This window comes from Rhodococcus opacus B4 (assembly GCF_000010805.1).
GTDB lineage: Bacteria > Actinomycetota > Actinomycetes > Mycobacteriales > Mycobacteriaceae > Rhodococcus_F > Rhodococcus_F opacus_C.
The window spans coordinates 2156558-2175193 of the sequence record NC_012522.1; the positions used below are offsets into that span (position 1 = coordinate 2156558).

Here is an 18636-nt window from a genome sequence, read left to right on the forward strand (position 1 = left end):
CGAGCGGGTGGCGGGCCCGGTGCCCGCCACCTCCGCTTTTAGTATATCTATGAACTAGTTGATGCTGTTGCCTCTTCCAGTTCGACCGGGGCCTTCTTCGGGATCTTCAGGAACGCGAGCATGACGGCACAGATCAGCAGGCACGCGATCGGGAAGTACAGGCCGATGGTGACGTTGTCGGCGGTGGCGTTCTTTCCGATGACGTAGGGACCGAAGAATCCGCCCATCGCGGCAATGGTGTTGATGGCCGCGAGACCGACGGCTGTCTCGGCGCGGGTGAGCACCTGCGCCGCCATCGCCCAGTACGGCGCCATGTACCCGAGAACACCGACAGCCACCATCGACAGCGACGTCAACGCCAGCACCGGCGAGTGCCGGAAGACAATGGTGCCGAACAACCCGACAGCGGCAAGAACCATCAGCCCGATGACGAAGAGCTTCCGTTCCCCCGTGCGATCCGAGTAACGGCTGATCAGCAGCATTCCGACAGCACCGACCACGAACGGGACCGCGCCGAGGAATCCGATGTTGGTGGCCGAGTAGCTCGGATCCATCTGCTTGACGATCTGGGGAAGGAAGAACGTGAAGCCGTACAGCCCGCAGGCGGCGAACAGGTTCGCGACGGCGAGGTGCAGGATCTTCCGGTTCTTGATCGCGCCGAGCTGCTCCTTCACACCCGCGTGGGTTTCGGGCTCCTGGTACTCCGCGGTGATCTCGTCCTCGAGCCACTCGGATTCCTGAGTGGTCAAGAACTTCGCCTCACGCGGCCGGTTGGGCAGGTACACGAGGACGATCAGGCCCAGCACGATCGTCGGCGCACCCTGCAGGATGAACACCCAGCGCCAGCCGCTCATGTCGAACCAGGAGATGTGGTCGAGGATCAGACCGCCGGTGAAGGACCCGATGATCATGGCGATCGGCTGCGCCATGGCCATCATTGCGATGGCCCGGGCACGCTCCCCGGAGCGGAACCAGAACGTCAAATACAGCAGCAGACCGGGGAAGAGACCCGCCTCGGCGATGCCGAGGGCAACGCGGGCCACGTAGAGCTGGGTGACACTGTTGACGAATCCCATGATCACGGTGACGATGCCCCACGTGATCGCGATGCGGGCCAGCCAGATGCGCGCGCCGAACTTCTTCAGCGCCATGTTGGAAGGGATCTCGAACACGACGTAGGCCAGGAAGAAGATCGACGCCACCGCGCCGAACGTTCCGACCGTGATGCCGAGTTCGTGCTGCATCCCCAGCTGCGCGTAGCTGATGTTGGTGCGGTCCATGTAGTTGAAGATGTACAGCAACATGACGAACGGAAGGATCCGGTACGACACCTTCTTCAACGTTCTCGCACCGATTTCGCTGTCGGGGACAGTGGAGCGGGAAACTCCCATGACATTCTCCTATGAGGGATGGGGACCTTGTGCGGCCTTCGCCGCGTTTCGGCCCGCGATGCGGCCCATGGTCAGAGCGTTGGCCACCGCGTTGCCGCCACCGACATACCTGAGTCCCAGGATGCCTGCTCCGGCTTCGCCCGCTGCGTAGAGGCCCGGAATCGGGCATCCTCGCACGTCGACGACGGCGGCGTTTCCATCGATTTCCATGCCCGCGTGGGTGCACACGAGTTCGGCGGGAAGGATCTGCGCGGCGTAGAACGGGGCCTCGCCGATCGGGTCGGGGTTCTCGGCCGAACCCTTGTTCCGGAGCGTCCGATGCCGCAGGAAGTCCGCGTCGACGCCGGCGGGTAGCTGGTCGTTCCACCGGGCGACGGTGGCGTCGAGGACGTCGGCGGGAACCCCGATCTGCTCCGCGAGGTCCGTCAGGCTGCTGGCGCTGAACGTGCGTCCAGCCGCCACCTCGTCGGCGATCCGTTCGGGTGTCCAGTCGGCGTACCCGGGCGCGAGGTTCACGCGCGCCTTCTCGTCGAAGATCATCCAGGCGTATCCGCCCTGGGCTTCGATGATGCCCGTGGACACCGCGTAGGACGCGTCCTCGTCCATGAACCGCCGGCCGTCCCGGTTGACATACACCCGCGACTTGGGCGGGAACCCGGACTGCCAGTGATGGAACCGCTGGAAGTAGACGGTCGGGAGCATGAGCCCCCAGCCGTCGCCCGTGACGGCGGCGTCGACGGCCCGCCCGAAACGGAGGTGGTCGCCCCGACTGCCGGGTGCCGCGACCACGAACAGCGAGTCGCCGGCGTTGTTCGCGGCCGGGTAGTGGCGATCGATGAGTTCGGGGTCCTGCGCGAACCCGCCGGACGCGACGACGACGGCGCCTGCCCGGACCTCGATGTCGTCGGCGACGACTCCCACGACTCGGCCGTCCTCCTCGATCAGCTTCTGTACGCGCGTGTTCAGGATCGCCTCGATGCCGTGCTCGCGTCGCGCCCTGTCGAGCACCTGCACGAGACCGTAACCCTGGTCTTTCGGGACGTGGCCCCGCCAGACGTCCTCGACTCCGGCCTGGCACAGGCCGGGCTGGTGAGCGTTGGCGGAGACCACCGCCGGAACCTCGACGCCGAGTTCGATCAGCCATTCGAGGGTGGGGCCGGCGTTCTCGCAGAATGTGCGGATCAATCCGGGCGCCAGCATCCACTGGTTGAGGTCCATGTAGTGCTGGAAGAACTTCTCGGCGGAGTCCTCGACACCCAGACCGCGCTGCACGCTGGTGCCGGCCGCGGTGAACAGTCCCGCCGACAGTTGCGTCGAACCGCCGAGTGCGGTCTCCGACTCGAACAGCAGCACCGTGGCACCCTGTTCGGCGGCGGAGACGGCCGCGGCAAGTCCGGCTCCGCCCCCACCGACGACGATGACGTCGAAGTCGTCGCTCATGAAAGGTTTGCTCCCGTCTCCGCAATGATGCGGTGGTACAGGCCGTTCGACACGAGGCCGCCGTCGATGGTGACCTCGCTTCCGCTCATGTAGGTGGAGCGGTCGGACAGCAGGAACAGGACGGCGTCCGTGATCTCGTCCGGGGTGCCCATGCGACCGAAGGGAATGCTGTCGACCGCGGCCCGGACGAAGTCGTCCGCGCCACCGAGCAATGCCGTGCTCACGAGACCCGGATGCACGGAGTTGACCCGGATGCCCCACTGGGCAAAATTCCCGGCCGCCGACTTCGACAGCCCGGTCAGTCCCCATTTGCTCGACGAGTACGCGGGCGAGAAGTAGCCGATCTGCCCGGAGATCGACGAGATGTTGACGATGGAGCCGCCGCCGCTGTCGCGCAGGAGCGGGGCGACTGCCTTCATGCCGTAGAAGGGCCCGAAGAGGTTGATCCTCATGGTCAGTTCCCAGACGTCGTCGGGAGTGTCCATGAATTCCAGCCGGCGCGAGATACCGGCGTTGTTGACCAGTCCACCCAATTCGCCTCGGGCGTTGCGGATCTCGTCGACGACCCGGGCCCAGGCGACGGTGTCGGTGACGTCGAGTTCGTGTGCGGACGCCGATCCCCCTGCCAGCGTGATCTCCTCGACGACGGTCGAGCAATCCGCCACGTCGGCAATACATACGTGTGTTCCCCTGGCCGCGAGGGCGCGGGCGTGATTCGCACCCATGCCGCCGGCGGCTCCGGTGATCAGGACGACGCCGGGGTAGTTCACCGACTCAGACATGACGCGAACCACCGTCGACGGCGATGCTGTGCCCCGTCACGTAACGCGCGCTGTCCGACAACAGGAACAGCAGCGGGCCGAATACCTCTTCCGGCGAGCCGAGACGGTGCAGCGGGACCACATCGAGGGCGTGCTTCAGTGCGGCGGGGTCGTCCTGCACCCACTGTGTCATCGCCGTGTCGATGTATCCCGGTGCGATGGAGTTCACGCGAATACCCTTGTCCCCGAATTCGACTGCGAGCGATTCGGTGAGGTGCGCGACCGCCGCCTTCGACGTGCAGTACGCGCCGCGTCCCTTCCGGACCCGGAGCGCCGACACGGACGACATGTTGACGATCGCACCGCCGTGTTGCATGTGGCGGGCCGCGGCCTGAGCGCCGAAGAGGACACCCTCGACATTGACGGACAGCGTGGCACCGATCTGTTCCGGGGAGATCTCCTCCGCCAGGGCGAAGGGGAAGATTCCCGCGTTGTTGATCCAGAAGTCGATGCGGCCGAACTCCTTCAGCGCCACCTGCGCGAGAGCCTCGTGCTCCTCCGCTTTGGTGACGTCGATCCGCGCGCCGACGACGGTCCCGGCATGATCGGCCAGGGACTTCGACGCGAGAGCAGTCGTGATCTCCTCGGCGGTGAGCTTCATCTGGTCTTCGTTGATGTCGGCGCCGACCACGTGGACGCCGCGGGTGGCGAGGCCGGATGCGAACGCCGCACCCATCCCCTGGGCTGCGCCGGTGACCACCGCGACCTTGCCTTCCATCTCCGGGTACCGCGCGGTCATCTGCGCGGTCACGGTCCGGCCGGGGTTGGTCTGGTCTGCACTTGCGGTCATGGTGTTCTCTTTCTCTGTCATCTCGAAAATGTGTTCTCGGCCCAACGGGCACTACGCAGCGTCGTCGCGCCGTATGTCGCGGCGGGCGATCCGCCACCGGTCACCGACCGGCACCACGCGATCGGTGAGGGTGGTCATCCGCACGAGTCGCGAGTCGCCACCGATCGAGGTGGCAACGATCTGCAGGTAGGCCCGCACGGTGGCGGCGCCGTCGCGAACCTCGTCGATCACGACGTTGGTGATCACGTGGCGGTGGACCTCGTTCGCGGCCCGTGCCCGGGTGTGGAACCGTTCCGCGAATGCGATCAACGCGTCCGTGCCCGCCACAGGCTCCGGGTAACTGGGGGAATGGAATTCGCCGTCGTCCGTGAACGTCTGCGCCCACCCGGCGGCGTCGCCACCGTCGATGAGGTGACTCTGCCGCCCGTACAGCTGGTGCAGCTGAGCGACGGTCACCGCATCGACGGACCCGGTACTACTGCTCATGGAGTGCTCCCTGGACCCGTTCCGCGTCAGTCGCGGCACTTGCCCTACTCGAAGTGTTGTGCGATAATCGCACGCACTGTGCGATATGATGAAAGAGTAGGTGTCGCACCTCACAGACGTCAAGGAGGGTGGGCAAGACAGTGGGCACGACCGACGAACGGCCGCCGGAACATTCACGCAAAAGCGCAGTTCAGCTCGATTCGGGAATGTCGAAAACCCTCCACCACGGACTCGAGATTCTCGAGTTGCTGACGGCCCATCCGCACGGACTGTCCGTCACGGAGATAGCCGACGGGATCGACGTCCACCGGACCGTCGCGCATCGGCTGATCCGCACCCTCGAGGCACATCGACTCTGCCGGAAGGACGGATTCAAACGCGTCACGCTCGGTGCGGGACTGGTGACCCTCGCCGAACCCGTCGAGCAGGATCTGCGCACAGTGGCACGACCCGTACTCGAAGAGCTGGCCGACGCAGTCCAGGCCACCGTGCATCTCGTCGTCCGCGAGAACGCGACGGAAGTCCGGGCCCTGATGGTAGTGGAACCGCGCAGCGCGAAGGTTCACGTCGCGTTCCGTCCCGGCCAGGTCGATCCCGTCGACCGAGGTTCGGCGGGACTGGCGATCCTCGCCGCGCTCCCCGCGGTCGAGGGTGAACGCGAAGAGGTGACCGTGGCCCGAGCTAGGGGCTACGCCGTCACAGACGGCGAGGTGATCCCGTCCGTACTCGGTGTCTCCGCGGCCATTCCCGGGCGGCGCGGCGATGCACTCGCGAGCGTGGGAGTGTCGATCTTCGAGATGCCCGACGAGGAGTCGCTGGGTTCAGCGGTCGTGGACGCCGCCCGCACGCTCGGCAACCTGCTGCGCTGACCTGTGAGTACTTATTAACGCCCGGCGGTTGACAAGTACTCACGGGTGCTCAGCGCTCGTAGCCCTTCCGCATGTCGTCGACGATGCGCGGGCGGTCGAGGGTCGAGGGCTCGAGCTCGCGACGGGGGCGGTCGCGCGGGAAGATCGCGGAGGCGGCGAGGGTCTGCTCGTCGAGGAAGCGCAGTTCGGGGGCGTCGTGGGGCAGGCGCAGGGCCGGCGGTTCGGGTCCGCGCCGGGCAAGGACGTAACCCCAGTCCCCGAAGCTCGGCACCAGCACGTGGTACGGCGTGACGGCCAGACCCGCCGACGCGACGGTCGACGTGGTGCGCCAGTATGCGTCCGGCGTCGAATAGGGGCTTCCCGACTGCACCACCATCAGTCCGCCGGGGTTCAGTGCGGCGGCGGCGAGACCGTAGAACTCGGTGGAGTACAGCCGCCCGAGCGCCGGGGTGTCGGGGTCGGGGAGGTCCACGATGACGGCGTCGAATCCCGAGTCCGGTGCGTCGCGCAGCCACCGGAACGCATCGTCGAGGACCACGTGCACGCGCGGGTTCTGCAGCGCTCCCTGGTTCAGCCCGGACAGTCGCGTGTTCGCGAGTTCGATGACGGCCGGGTCGAGTTCCACCTGCACGATGTCCTCGACGCCGGGCAGTCGCAGGACCTCGCGGGCGGCGAGGCCGTCGCCGCCGCCGAGGATCAGTACCCGCTTCGGGTCGTCCGCCATCGCGGGGTACACCAGCGATTCGGTGTACCGGTGTTCGTCGACGCTGGAGAACTGGAGGTCGCCGTCGAGGAAGAGCCGCACGTCTCCGCCTCGCTCGGTGACCACGATCTCCTGGTACTGCGACCTTTCCGCGGCGACGACGGGATCGGTGTAGAGGCGTTGCCGGGACGTGGTCTCGATGCCGTCGGCGCGGACCAGCAGCACCGCGATGCAGGCGGCGGCGACGAGCAGCGCCACGACGGCGAGGAGTCGCGTGCGCAGGCTCAGCTGCCAGCGCAGCAGGATCAGCGCCACGACGGCGGCGGCGACGAGGTTGATGATGCCGGTGATCGCGGCGCCGCGGATCATTCCGGCGACCGGCAGCAGGACGAACGGCCAGAGCAGGCCGCCGACGAGGGCGCCTGCGTAGTCGGCCGCGTTGAGGTTCGCCAGCACCTTTCCGGTGCTCTCGGCGTCGGTGTCGCCGCGGTCCGACTGCAGCAGCGTCATCAGCAACGGCACCTCGGCACCGACGAGCACACCGATCAGCGCGGTGGCGAGCACCAGAACGAGTGCGCTGGAACCGAAGAACGTGAACGTCACGTACAGCGTCACCGCGCTGAATCCGCCGACGAGTCCGAGGACGATCTCGACGACCACGAACGACGCGGCCGCGGTGGAGAGCAGCGGTTTGGCGGCGAGGGCACCGACCCCGAGCGCGGCCACGAAACCCGCCACGATCAGCGACGTCTGGGTGATCCCCCCACCGGTCAGACTGACCGACAGTGTCAGCAGGGCCAGTTCGTAGATCAGTCCGCACGCCGCGCAGGCGGCCACCGCGGCCAGCAGGAACGCCCGGGCCCGCGGCCCCAGGGGGCGTGCGGCACGGGAATCCGACTCTACGGCAGGAGCATTCACGGGATCACGTGAGTGCGGCGGCGTTCACGAGGCCGATGGCGAAGAGGCTCGCACCGACCGCCCAGGCCGCACCGCACATCTGCGGGTTCCCGACCAGTCCGACGAGTTGCCCCGGCAGCAGCACGTTCATCAGGCGCAGCGCGATGACCTGCAGCAGTACCCCGAAGAGGCCGTAGACCGCGGAGTCGGCGAGTCCCTGCGCGAATCCGTCGGAACTGGTGAGGATCGCGGTGACCACGACGATGGCGAGGGCGAGGTGGTTGGACGCCAAAAGGATCGCCGCGTTGGGGTTCTTGTCGACGTACACCTGGTGGCGGAGGTTGCCGGGGGTGGCGAGGTCGAGGACGGCGAAGCCGACTCCGAGGACGGCGATGCCGACGACGAAGTAGGCCAGGGTGCCGAGCATGCCGACGGCGAGCAGTCCGACGTCGACGCTGCCGATTTCCGTTGCTGCCGCCGTGTAGGTGGTGTTCACGCGCTTCTCCCGAGTCGAGTGGTCTGTGTCATTTCGCGCTGCCGGATCCGCCGCTGCCGCCGGCGCCGCCCGCCGGTGAGCCCGGATTGAAACCGGGCCCCAGATAGGCGTACCCGCCGCTTCGGTAGCGTCCGTCGATGTCTTCGACGCGGACGAGGCTGCCGCCGCCCGGCGCGCCGCTGACCGTGACGATGTCGTCGTCGTAGCGCAAATATTCGTTGCCGCCGTCGGCCTTCCGGGCCGCAGGCGGCTCCTCGGCGACGATCGTCGAGACGGTGGTGCCCACCGGGTCCTTCGACGTGTACGTCTTCGCGTCGCCCGCGGTGTTCTGCAGGGCGTACGTGTCGGCGATGTAATCGCGGACACCGCCGCCGCACGCGGTCGCGGCCAACACCAGGAGCAGCATCGGCGCGAGCCGCACGTGTGTCCCGAACCTGCTCACGGCAGCCACCTGCTTCGCGTCTTCACGATCACCCCGCCCTTGTCTCCTGCGTACAGATGGTCTCCCGGATACAGATGCCAGGTCTGCCAGACCCATCCGCCGGCATGCTCACGCGACGCCGTCAGCGCGGTCAGAGCGGTGTGGTCTCCGGGGAACGCCCCACAGATCCACCCCTCCACCTCGGTGGCCTGCCGTCGCAGCCAATCGGCGGTCCGCTCGAGGTGGGCGCGGTCGACGACGTCGGTGGTCGAGTCGAAGCGGTACCCGTTCGCGCTGTCGGACACCGGCAGCGGTCTGCCGCCGGCCCGGATCGCGTCGCACGACACCTGCTCGGTGATCCGGCTGCCCGCCACGGTCGCCGTTACCGCGTGTGACGCCCCGAGCACTCCGAGAGTCACCCGGTCGTCGCCGTAGGTGATGGTGAGTTCGGCCAGCGGAAGCGGGGTTTCGGCGTTCACGACGAGACCGAGCGCCTCGGCCGTCACATCCCGCGATTCGATGTCGAGGACGTGCAGGGTCACTGCGGCGGACCGGAATGGATCACGGTCAGTTCACCCCGGGTGACGGCGCGCCCGGTAGAGACCTCCCACGACTGCGTCCGCGCCCAGCGCTCGAAGGACAGCAGGCCGGTCTTGTCTGCCGTCGCGTAATCGGCGTAGTCGACGATGCCCTGGGGTGCGGTGCCGGTGGTGCCTTCCGCCGTGAACGAGGCGGTGCCGCGCTCGATCTGCCGGTGCACCCTGTCGTCGAGGATCACGTCACCGCCGGGTTCGAGTCCCGTGCCCTCCCGGCGCATCCACAGCGTCATGTCGAGGTTGCCCTCGTCGTTCTCGACGGTGAGCCACCGCTGGCCGGTCGACCCGTCGAGGAGGTGCTCGTGCCAGATGTAGCCCTCTTCGTCGAGGGTGATGGTGCCGCGCACGACGTGATCGATTCCGGCGTACGTGATGATGTCGCCGACTCCGATCTTGTACGGGTCGTACACCTCCGGGTAGTCGGCGAGCGGATCGACCCGGGCAGCGGGACCCTTGTTCCGCCCGGACCGATTTCGCAGGATCAGCACGATGCCCACGATCACGACAACGATCAGCAGCAGTAACAGCAGCTTGGTCAACGGTCTCTCCTGGTCAGCGGCTCCGGCGCGGGAGGCCTGTGCCCGGCCCCCACCGGTCAGTCACCTTACTGTGCGCCGCACTCCCGCACACGTAGCGATTGCAGAAGCCAGGTAGCAAAGGCTAGCCTAACCGAACGCGCGAGCGGTGGGGCGGAGCGCTGTCGTTTCCCGCGATTCGCGCGGCATACGCCCAGAAGTCGACAGAACCGACAGTGAGGAACCGAACCCTATGGCCATCCCGCCCATTTCGACCTACACGATCCCGGAGATCCACGAGGTCCCCGAATCGAAGGTGTCCTGGCGCCTCGACCCCCGGCGCTCCGCACTGCTGGTCCACGACATGCAGAACTACTTCATCGACGCGTACGACGTGCGCGCGGAGCCGATGTCGACGGCGATGGCCAACATGGTCCGGATTCGCGAACTCTGCTCGGAAGCCGGGATTCCCGTGATCTACACGATGCAGCCGGGCGACCAGCACCCGTCCCGTCGCGGCATCCTCGCCGACTTCTGGGGCCCTGGACTGACGTCGGGCCGCGACACCGAGGTGGTCGAGCCGCTCGCCCCCCGCGAGGGCGACATCCAGGTGACCAAATGGCGCTATTCGGCCTTCCAGCGCACCGACCTCCGGCAACTGCTCGGCCACCACGGCCGCGACCAGCTGATCGTGACGGGCGTGTACACGCACATGGGCTGCATGCTCAGTGCCGCCGAGGCGTTCATGTCGGACGTCCAGCCGTTCCTGGTCTCCGACGCGACTGCGGATTTCAGCCGTGACGAGCACCTCATGGCGCTCACCTACGCGGCCAAGCGCTGCGGTTCGGTGACCACCACGGATGCGCTGGTCTCGGCGCTGTCCCCGCTCGAAGTCGGCTGAGCCGACCCCCAAGACCCCACTCCGGCGCAGTGCTTCCCTCCGAAGCCTGCGCCGGTGTGCGTCGGCGGTCGGATCACCACGGCCCATGTGGTTAGGCTAACCTGACACGCTGAGTAGCTGAAAGCCCGAAAGCCCAAAGCCCGAAAGCCGAAAGCATCAGGAGCGCCTGTTAGATGTCCCTTTCGATATCGCCGTCCACCCTGCAGACCGGGGCGGACACCGACGTCAGCTTGACCGCCGCCCAGCGCGAACTGTGGGCCGGGCACCATCTGGACCCCACCCGGTCGGCGTTCACGACAGCCGAATACGTGGAGGTCGCGGCCCCCGTCGACCTCGATGCTCTCGCCGCGGCGATACGCACGGTGATCGGCGAGGCCGAGGTGCTCGCGGTCCGCTTCGAGGCCGCACCCGGTGCCGATTCGGCCGACGTGATCCAGGTACACGATCCGCTCCTCGCACCCGATCTCGAGCGCCTCGATCTCGACAGGGCAGCGGCCCTCGAATGGATGCGCGAGGACGTGCGCCGACCGCTCGACTTCGACTCCGCTCCCCTCGTGCGCACGGCACTGATCACGGCCGAATCCGGTGCGATCTGGTACCTCCGCGCCCCACACGCATTGCTGGACGCCTACGGGTATTCGCTGCTCACCCGCCGTGTGGCGGCGCTCTACGCGGCCCGGCTCGCGGGCACCGAACCCCGACCGGCCAAGTTCCCGCCGCTGAGCGAACACGTTCGGGCCGCACACGAGTTCGACGCCGCGGCCCCCGGCAGCGCGCCGCCTGCCCTCTCGCGTCCGGTCGGATTCAGCGACACGGTGCGCCGGCCGGCCGCCGATCCCCACCGATGCACGATTCCGATCGACCCCGACGTCGCGCAGGGCCTGCGCGCCGCGGCCGCCGGGCAGGCGACCACGTGGGCGGAGGCGGTGTACGCGGCCGCCGCCGCGTACCTCGGCGCCCACACCGGAGGCGAGGAAGTGACGCTGCGGGTTCCGGTGCTGGCCCGCAACGGAATCGAGTTGGCGTCACCTGTCACGGCCACGAACATCGTGCCGCTCCGCATTCCGCTCGACTCCCGGCCGACGTTCGCCGACGTGATCGGTCGCGTGGCCGCAGCACTGTCCGAAACACGCCCGTTCCAGCGCGTCCGGGACGCCGGGAGCCGCGTCACCGGCGGAGCGGTGGTGAACGTCAAACCGTTCGCCGCCAGAATCGCTTTCGGCCCCACGTCCGCGTCGGTGCACCAACTGGCCACCGGTCCGGTGGAGGACGTGGTGATCTCCGTCTCCGGCGCCGGCGACGAACTGACGCTCGAATGGGCCGGAAATCCCGAGGTGTACTGCGCTGCCGAGATCCGCGACCACACGCACCGCTTCGCGCACTACCTCCGAAGCGTTTCCGTGGCAACGGAACCCGTCTCAGTGGTGGACCTCTGCGCCCCGGACGAGCTGCAGCTGTGGCGGTCGGCGGCGGGCCTCGACCGGACCGGCGCGGCCCCAGCGCCACAGCCCCACAGCATCGTCTCCGCCTTCCTCGCCCAGGCGCGCACCCATCCGGACCGTGTCGCGGTGAACGACGTGACGTACCGGGAGCTCTCGGATCGCAGCGCCGCCCTGGCCCGGCAGCTGAGGTCGGCCGGTGCCCGACGCGGCACCGTCGTGGCCGTCAGCCTCCCCCGCGGCACCGATCTGATCGTCGCCGTCCTCGCGATTCTCCGCAGCGGCGCGACCTACCTGCCGATCGATCCGTCCTCCCCGGCCGAGCGGGCCCGGTTCATCCTGAGCGACGCGCAGCCGACGCTGGGAATCGGATCCGCCGACCTGCTCGGCGACCTCCCCCGGATCCAAGAAGACGCCGGGCAGACTGACGCCGGCGACTTCGACGACCCGGTGCGCGCCGACGACATCGCCTACATCATCTACACGTCCGGATCCACAGGTGCGCCCAAGGGTGTTCCGATTCCACACCGCAACGTGATCCGCCTGTTCGAGGTCTCCAGGGAATGGTTCACGTTCACCGAGGACGACTGCTGGCCGCTGCTGCACTCGTATGCGTTCGATTTCTCCGTGTGGGAGATCTGGGGTGCGCTGCTGCACGGCGGCCGCCTCGTCACGGTCGACGAGGCCACCCTCACGTCACCGGCCGACCTCGCCGCCCTGCTCGTCGACGAGGGTGTCACCGTCCTGAACCAGACTCCGTCCGCATTCGGGCACCTCGTCGACGCACTCGTCCGCGCGGGCTCGTTCGACCGGCTGCGACTGCGGTACGTCGTGTTCGGCGGTGAAGCCCTCGATCCCGCCGTGCTGCGCGCCTGGTTCACCGCCGCCGAAACGGGCACGAAAACCGCTCTGGTCAACATGTACGGCATCACCGAGACCACCGTCCACGTCACCGCGACGAAGGTCACCGCGGCCGACGTCGTGGACATCGGGGCTCCGCTCGGCGACCTGCGCACCTACGTTCTCGGGCCGGGGCTGCGTCCGGTGCCGCCCGGTGTCACCGGCGAGATCTACGTGTCCGGCCCCGGACTGTCCCCCGGTTACCTCGGGCGACCCGACCTGACGTCGGGGCGGTTCGTCGCCGACCCGTTCACACCGGGCGGGACGCGCATGTACCGCACCGGCGACCTCGCCCGCTACGACGCGAGCGGCGCCCTCCACTACCACGGCCGGATCGACGACCAAATCCAATTGCGCGGTTACCGCGTCGAACTCGGCGAGATCACCGCCGCGATGACCGCGGTCCCCGACGTGCAGGCGGCGGTCGCCACGGTGCACGAGCAGGCCGGCGACCAGCGGATCGTCGGGTACGTCGTGCCCCGGCCGGGCGCGGCGCACGAGGCGGTCGAAGACCAGGTGCGGGCGCACCTCGTCCGCTCGCTTCCCGGATACATGACACCGTCGGCGCTGGTGACGCTCGACCGGTTGCCGTTGACCCACAACGGCAAGGTCGACAAGGACGCGCTGCCCGCTCCCCGGTGGCTCGGACAGGCCGGCGACGTCGCGCGGACCGACACCGAGGCCCGGATCCTCCCGCTGTTCACCTCGATCCTCGGCGCCGAACAGGTCGGCGTCCACGACGACTTCTTCGCGCTGGGCGGCAACTCCCTCCTCGCCGCCGCCCTCGTGTCCGCGATCACCGCGGAACTGGATGTGCCGCTGCGGGTTGCGACGGTGTTCGAGAACCCCACCGTGGCCGCGGTGGCCGCACTCGTCGAGGATGCCGGCGAGCGGGTGTCCGCGAGCAGGCCGTCCCCGAGGGGCCTCCCCGAGGGCACGCCGGTGCCGTTGTCCCCCGCGCAGGAGCGCCTGTGGTTCCTCGACAGCGCGGCCGGCGGCGGGACATACCTGCTGGCGCTGGCCGTCGATTTCGGAGACGGCCTCGAACCGGGCGCCCTGTCCGAGGCCCTGGGCGACGTCGTGACCCGGCACCAGTCGCTGCGGACGGTGTTCCCCCTCGTCGACGCGGTGCCTCACCAGGTGGTGCTTCCCGCCGGGGATGCGAAGGTCCGGCTCGAGCGTGTCGACAACGTCGGCAACATCGAGGGGCACATCGCGGCGATGACGACGGTGGGACTCGGACTCACCGAGCAGCCGCCGCTGCGGGCCGTGCTGTACGAACCCCAGCACACCCTGGTCCTGTTGATGCACCACATCATCGGCGACGAATGGTCGCAGTCGAAGCTGCTCGACGATCTCGCCTTCGCGTACAACGCCCGCCGTGCGGGCCGGGCCCCGTCCTTCACGCCGCTGCCGCTGCAGTATCCCGATGTCGCGGTGTGGCAGCGCGACCGGATCGGGGCGGGCACCGGCGAGGACACCGCCCTCCTGCGCGGCCAACTCGACTACTGGCGGAAGCAACTCGCCGGCCTGCCGCTCGAACTGGGCTGGCGCACCGACCGGCCGCGACCGGCCCTGCCCACCAATCGCGGCGCGACCGTGCGCCGCAGCCTCTCGCCCGAATTGCACGCTGCCGTCGACCGGTTGGCCGCCGAGCGCCGCGCCAGCTTCTTCATGATCGTCCATGCCGCGGTGGCCGTGCTGCTCGAAAGGCTCGGTGCCGGAGAGGACATCGCCCTCGGTGTGCCCGTCGCCGGGCGCAGTGACCCCGACCTCGACGCCATGGTGGGCTGCTTCATCAACACGGTGGTCCTGCGGACCGACGTCTCGGGCGACCCGACGTTCGACGAGCTGCTGGACCGGGTCCGGGCCGTCGACCTCGACGCCGTCGACCACGCCGACGTGCCGTTCAACCGCATCGTGGAGTTGGTCAATCCCCCACGGTCGTCGGCCCGCCACCCCCTGTTCCAGGTGATGCTCTCGCACTGGAAGCAGGACGGCACGGCGGAACAATTCGACGGAACGACCGCGTCCGTGCGGATGCTCGATGCGACGTCCGCGAAATTCGATCTGGCGCTGCGCTTCCAGGAACGTCCGGACAGCGGCGGCGTCGACGTCACGGTGGAGTATTCGACCGAACTCTTCGACGCCGCAACGGTCGAATCTCTCGCCGACCGCCTCGCCGTGGTGATCGAGCGGCTCGTCGCGAACCACGGGCAGCGGATCGGCAGGCTCGACATCCTGACCCCGCAGGAGCGGGACCGGGTGCTCGGCGAGTGGTCACACGCGGAACACTCCATCCCCGCGCGCACGTTCGACGAGTACTTCTCGGAGCAGGTGGCCCGCACACCCGACGCCGAGGCCCTCGCCGTCGGATCGAGCGTGCGGCCCGCCGTCTCGCTCACCTACCAGGAACTGGACGAACGCGCGAACCGGATCGCCCACCTCCTGATCTCGCGGGGCGCCGGCCCCGGCGACGTGGTCGCGCTCGCCCTCGACCGCTCCGCCGAGCTGATCATCAGTGTTCTCGCCGTGCTGAAGAGCGGTGCCGCGTATCTTCCCGTCGACCCCACGTACCCGGCCGACCGGATCGCGCACATGCTCGCCGACGGCACCCCGGTCGCGATCCTCACCTCGTCCGTCGGGGTGCCCGACCGCACCCCGCTGGGCACCGAGGTGCCCATCCTCGACCTGGACGATCCGGACCTGCAGGCCCTGCTCGACACCCAGCCGGTCACGGCTCCCACGGACGCCGACCGCAGCAGGCCACTGCAACTCGACGACGCCGCGTATCTCATCTACACATCCGGTTCGACGGGCGTGCCCAAGGGCGTCGTCGTCCCCCACCTCGGCATCGCAGACCTGCTGTCGCTGCAGTCCGACGTGATCGGCATGGACCACAGCACGCGGGCGCTGCACTTCTCGTCCATCAGCTTCGACCTCGCGTTCTGGCAGATCATGTGGGGAGTGCTGTCGGGCGGAACGCTCGTGGTCGCAACGGACGCCGACCGCATCCCCGGCGAGCCTCTCGCCCGGGTCATCAACGAACACGACGTGAACTTCGTCGGTGTGCCACCGTCTTTCGCCGCCGCCTTCCCGCCGGAGCATCCCATCCCGGACGGCGTCGACCTGATGCTCGGCGCCGAGAAGCTCACACCGCAGCTGATCGAGAGGTACGCACCCGGCCGCAGGCTGTTCAACGCGTACGGACCCACCGAGTGCACGGTCAACGCCACCCTTGCCCTCGTCGAACCGGGACACGAAGGCCCGGTCCCCATCGGCGTCGTCGACCCGGGCAAGCACGCGTACGTCCTCGACCACGCGCTGCGACCGGTGCCCCCGGGAGTGTCCGGCGAGCTGTACCTCGCGGGCGACAGCGTCACCCGGGGATACCGGAATCAGAGCCCCAAGACCGCCGAACGGTTCATCGCCGACCCGTTCGCCGACCCGGGCAGTCGCATGTACCGGACGTCGGATGTGGTGTGGTGGGGCCGCGACGGCCAGATCTACTTCACCGGCCGCGCCGATTCGCAAGTCAAGGTGCGCGGGTTCCGCATCGAACTCAACGAGATCGAGGCCGTGCTGTCCGGAGATCCGGACGTCGAGCACATCGTCGTCGTGGTCCGCGAGGACCGACCGGGCGATCAGCGGCTCGTCGCGTACGCCACGTCGGTGCCGGGCGGCCGGATCGACCCCGACCAACTGCACCGCCGCGCCGCCAGCCGGTTGCCGGACTATATGATTCCGGCCGCGTTCATCGCCGTCGACGAGTTCCCCACCCTCCCGAACGGCAAGCTGGACCAGTCGTCGCTCCCCGTTCCGCACCTGTCGCTGCAGGTGTCCGAGCGGGGGCCGCGCACGGCCCGCGAAGAGGTGCTGTGCCAGCTGTTCGCGGAGGCCCTCGGCATCGAGCGGGTCGGCATCGACGACAGCTTCTTCGACCTCGGTGGCCACTCGCTGATGGCGGCCGGGCTGATGAGCGCGATCTCCTCCCGCCTGTCCGTCACCGCGACGGTGGCGTCGCTGTTCGCCGCCCCCACGGTGGCCCAACTCGCCGACCGCCTCGACGACGATTCCGACGCCGACGCGCTGGCCGTCCTGCTGCCGTTCCGCACCGAGGGGTCGAAGCCGCCGGTGTTCTGCTTCCACCCTGCCGGCGGAATCAGCTGGGGTTACTCGGGTCTGCTGCGGCACATCGACCCCGACTACCCGCTGTACGGCGTACAGGCGTCGAACCTGTCGACGTCCAAGCGGCCGCCGGAAACGCTCGAGGACATGGCCGCCGAGTACATCGAGCACATGCGGACCGTGCAGCCGACGGGCCCGTACCACCTCCTCGGATGGTCGCTCGGCGGCGTCGTCGCGCACGCCATCGCCGGCGCGCTGCAGAACCAGGGCGAGGAACTCGGCATGCTCGTCATGCTCGACTCCTTCCCGTCGGACGCGTGGGCGTCGATGCCGACGGAACAGGACGCGCTCGCCGCGCTGCTGTACATGGTCGGCTACGACCCGGAACCGCTCATTGCGGACGGCCTGACCCGGCAGCAGGTGATCGACATCCTGCGCGGCGAGGGCAGTGCCCTCGCCGGGATCAACGAGCACACACCGGCCGCGATGATCGACAACTTCGCGAACGCCGTGCGCCTCGAATCCGAACCCTCACAGATCGTGGTGGACTCCGACATGCTCTTCTTCACTGCGGCCAGGAATCCTGCGACCGCGGCGACGTACGACTTGTGGCGGCCCTACCTGACCGGCACCATCGTCAACCACGACCTCGACTGCGAGCACAAGGACATGACCCAGCCACGTTGGATCGGCGAAGTCGGCTCCGTCATGAACGAGGCGCTCGCCTCGTTCGGCTCTCGCACCAACCCCACCAACACAGAACAGGGAGATCGATGAAAACGTCCGGAAGATACTGGCGTAAAGCCGGAATCGTGATGATGGCGGCAACCGCGCTGTTCGCGGGTGCCTGCAGTGAGTCGACGTCCGACTCCACCGACGCGGCGGGATCCGCCACCGGACAGGCCGACGCGTCGGCCTTCCCCGTGTCGATTCCGTCGGCTCTCGGCACCGCCGAGATCCCGGAGGCACCGGAACGCGTCGTCACGATCGGCTGGGGCAGCGAGGACGCGGCACTGTCGCTCGGCGTCGTGCCCGTGGCCGTGCAGAACATGAAGTCGGACACCGGAACCGACGACGGCCTGCTGCCGTGGTCGCGCGCGAAGCTCGAGGAGCTCGACCCGAACGCGGAACCCACGTTGCTGACGGCGTCGAGCAAGGAGATGCCGTACGAGCAGATCGCTGCCCTCGACCCCGACGTGATCCTCGCCGTGCACTCCGGTGTGAACCAGGAGCAGTTCGACAAGCTGTCGGCGATCGCTCCGACCGTGGCGTACCCGGAGCGTCGCTGGGCGACGAGCTGGGAAGACCAGATCACCACGGTCGGCAAGGCCCTCGGCCGGTCGGCGCAGGCCGAGGCGCTGGTGACGCAGACGCAGGACACCCTGGCGCAGGCGAAGTCGCAGCACCCCGAATTCGCCGGCAAGACGGTGGCCTTCGGCAGCGGCACCGAGCCGGGGTCGTACAACTTCTACTTCGACACCGATCCTCGCCTGAAGATGCTGGCAAGCCTGGGATTCACGGTCGACCCGCTCGCTCAGAAGTTGCGGGAGAGCAGTGACCAGACCAAGTTCGCCGCTCCGGTCAGCATGGAACTGCTGCCCACGTACAACCCGGATGTGCTGCTCGCCTGGTACCTCTCGCCCGAACTGCAGAACGAGGTCCAGTCGAACCCGCTGTTCGCCGGGGTGAAGGCCGTGCGCGACAACGCCTACGTGGGTCTGACCGATCCGCCGCTGGTGTTCGCGTCGAGCTCGCCGAACGTGCTCAGCGTGCCGTGGCTGCTCGACAAGCTGCTCCCGCAGCTGTCGCAGGCCGCGAACAACGCTCAGGCCAGCTAGTTCCC

14 protein-coding genes are annotated in these 18636 nt (G+C 68.2%); 4 read left to right on the forward strand and 10 right to left on the reverse strand.

Annotation, left to right across the window (positions count from 1 at the left end; all coding sequences use genetic code 11):
* Positions 1 to 47: 47 nt before the first annotated feature.
* Genes ROP_RS10070 through ROP_RS10090 form a run of 5 tightly spaced genes read right to left on the reverse strand, consistent with a single transcriptional unit; the run spans position 48 to position 4928 of the window.
* On the reverse strand, positions 48 to 1391 hold the full coding sequence (locus tag ROP_RS10070) for an MFS transporter (protein WP_012689228.1): 1344 nt from the start codon (positions 1389 to 1391) through the stop codon (positions 48 to 50).
* 9 nt (positions 1392 to 1400) lie between these two features.
* Positions 1401 to 2831 (reverse strand): FAD-dependent oxidoreductase, encoded by a 1431-nt coding sequence (locus ROP_RS10075; protein ID WP_012689229.1) that lies wholly within the window; start codon positions 2829 to 2831, stop codon positions 1401 to 1403.
* The gene (locus ROP_RS10080; protein ID WP_012689230.1) at positions 2828 to 3613 is read right to left on the reverse strand and encodes an SDR family NAD(P)-dependent oxidoreductase; all 786 of its coding nucleotides are present in this window, start codon (positions 3611 to 3613) and stop codon (positions 2828 to 2830) included. Before ROP_RS10080 ends, ROP_RS10075 begins: the two co-directional genes overlap by 4 nt.
* Positions 3606 to 4442 carry an SDR family NAD(P)-dependent oxidoreductase gene (locus tag ROP_RS10085; protein ID WP_043826416.1) on the reverse strand — a complete coding sequence of 279 codons (837 nt, stop codon included), beginning with the start codon at positions 4440 to 4442 and terminating at the stop codon, positions 3606 to 3608. Before ROP_RS10085 ends, ROP_RS10080 begins: the two co-directional genes overlap by 8 nt.
* Before the next feature lie 51 nt (positions 4443 to 4493).
* The gene (locus ROP_RS10090) at positions 4494 to 4928 is read right to left on the reverse strand and encodes a nuclear transport factor 2 family protein (protein ID WP_012689232.1); all 435 of its coding nucleotides are present in this window, start codon (positions 4926 to 4928) and stop codon (positions 4494 to 4496) included.
* 206 nt (positions 4929 to 5134) lie between these two features.
* Here ROP_RS10090 and ROP_RS10095 point away from each other — a divergent pair, with 206 nt between their 5' ends.
* Positions 5135 to 5797, forward strand: a complete 663-nt coding sequence (locus tag ROP_RS10095; RefSeq protein ID WP_012689233.1) for an IclR family transcriptional regulator — start codon at positions 5135 to 5137, stop codon at positions 5795 to 5797.
* 49 nt (positions 5798 to 5846) lie between these two features.
* Here ROP_RS10095 and ROP_RS10100 read toward each other — a convergent pair whose 3' ends face one another.
* From ROP_RS10100 to ROP_RS10120, 5 genes are read right to left on the reverse strand one after another with little or no spacing between them, the layout of a single operon-like run.
* Positions 5847 to 7418, reverse strand: coding sequence for a polyamine aminopropyltransferase (locus ROP_RS10100; protein ID WP_012689234.1), 1572 nt, complete (start codon positions 7416 to 7418; stop codon positions 5847 to 5849).
* Positions 7419 to 7422: 4 nt separating this feature from the next.
* Entirely contained in the window at positions 7423 to 7893 is a 471-nt protein-coding gene (locus ROP_RS10105; RefSeq protein ID WP_012689235.1) for a DUF350 domain-containing protein, read from the reverse strand.
* A 28-nt stretch (positions 7894 to 7921) separates the two neighbouring features.
* A complete protein-coding gene (locus ROP_RS10110; RefSeq protein WP_043824528.1) occupies positions 7922 to 8344 on the reverse strand; it encodes a DUF4247 domain-containing protein in 423 nt (140 codons plus the stop codon).
* Positions 8332 to 8856, reverse strand: a complete 525-nt coding sequence (locus ROP_RS10115; protein ID WP_012689237.1) for a DUF2617 family protein — start codon at positions 8854 to 8856, stop codon at positions 8332 to 8334. Before ROP_RS10115 ends, ROP_RS10110 begins: the two co-directional genes overlap by 13 nt.
* Positions 8853 to 9449 (reverse strand): DUF4178 domain-containing protein, encoded by a 597-nt coding sequence (locus ROP_RS10120; protein WP_012689238.1) that lies wholly within the window; start codon positions 9447 to 9449, stop codon positions 8853 to 8855. Before ROP_RS10120 ends, ROP_RS10115 begins: the two co-directional genes overlap by 4 nt.
* Before the next feature lie 229 nt (positions 9450 to 9678).
* Here ROP_RS10120 and ROP_RS10125 point away from each other — a divergent pair, with 229 nt between their 5' ends.
* The 3 genes from ROP_RS10125 (at position 9679) to ROP_RS10135 (ending at position 18631) form a co-directional block, all read left to right on the forward strand.
* Positions 9679 to 10326 (forward strand): isochorismatase family protein, encoded by a 648-nt coding sequence (locus tag ROP_RS10125; protein ID WP_012689239.1) that lies wholly within the window; start codon positions 9679 to 9681, stop codon positions 10324 to 10326.
* A gap of 173 nt (positions 10327 to 10499) precedes the next feature.
* Positions 10500 to 17570, forward strand: a complete 7071-nt coding sequence (locus tag ROP_RS10130) for an amino acid adenylation domain-containing protein (protein ID WP_012689240.1) — start codon at positions 10500 to 10502, stop codon at positions 17568 to 17570.
* Entirely contained in the window at positions 17567 to 18631 is a 1065-nt protein-coding gene (locus ROP_RS10135) for an iron-siderophore ABC transporter substrate-binding protein (RefSeq protein WP_012689241.1), read from the forward strand. Before ROP_RS10130 ends, ROP_RS10135 begins: the two co-directional genes overlap by 4 nt.
* The last annotated feature ends 5 nt before the right edge of the window (positions 18632 to 18636 follow it).

Coding starts and splice junctions, on each gene's coding strand:
- ROP_RS10070 (WP_012689228.1), bottom strand. CDS start 1,391: ATGGGAGTTTCCCGCTCCACTGTCCCCGACAGCGAAATCGGTGCGAGA.
- ROP_RS10075 (WP_012689229.1), bottom strand. CDS start 2,831: ATGAGCGACGACTTCGACGTCATCGTCGTCGGTGGGGGCGGAGCCGGA.
- ROP_RS10080 (WP_012689230.1), bottom strand. CDS start 3,613: ATGTCTGAGTCGGTGAACTACCCCGGCGTCGTCCTGATCACCGGAGCC.
- ROP_RS10085 (WP_043826416.1), bottom strand. CDS start 4,442: ATGACCGCAAGTGCAGACCAGACCAACCCCGGCCGGACCGTGACCGCG.
- ROP_RS10090 (WP_012689232.1), bottom strand. CDS start 4,928: ATGAGCAGTAGTACCGGGTCCGTCGATGCGGTGACCGTCGCTCAGCTG.
- ROP_RS10095 (WP_012689233.1), top strand. CDS start 5,135: ATGTCGAAAACCCTCCACCACGGACTCGAGATTCTCGAGTTGCTGACG.
- ROP_RS10125 (WP_012689239.1), top strand. CDS start 9,679: ATGGCCATCCCGCCCATTTCGACCTACACGATCCCGGAGATCCACGAG.
- ROP_RS10130 (WP_012689240.1), top strand. CDS start 10,500: ATGTCCCTTTCGATATCGCCGTCCACCCTGCAGACCGGGGCGGACACC.
- ROP_RS10135 (WP_012689241.1), top strand. CDS start 17,567: ATGAAAACGTCCGGAAGATACTGGCGTAAAGCCGGAATCGTGATGATG.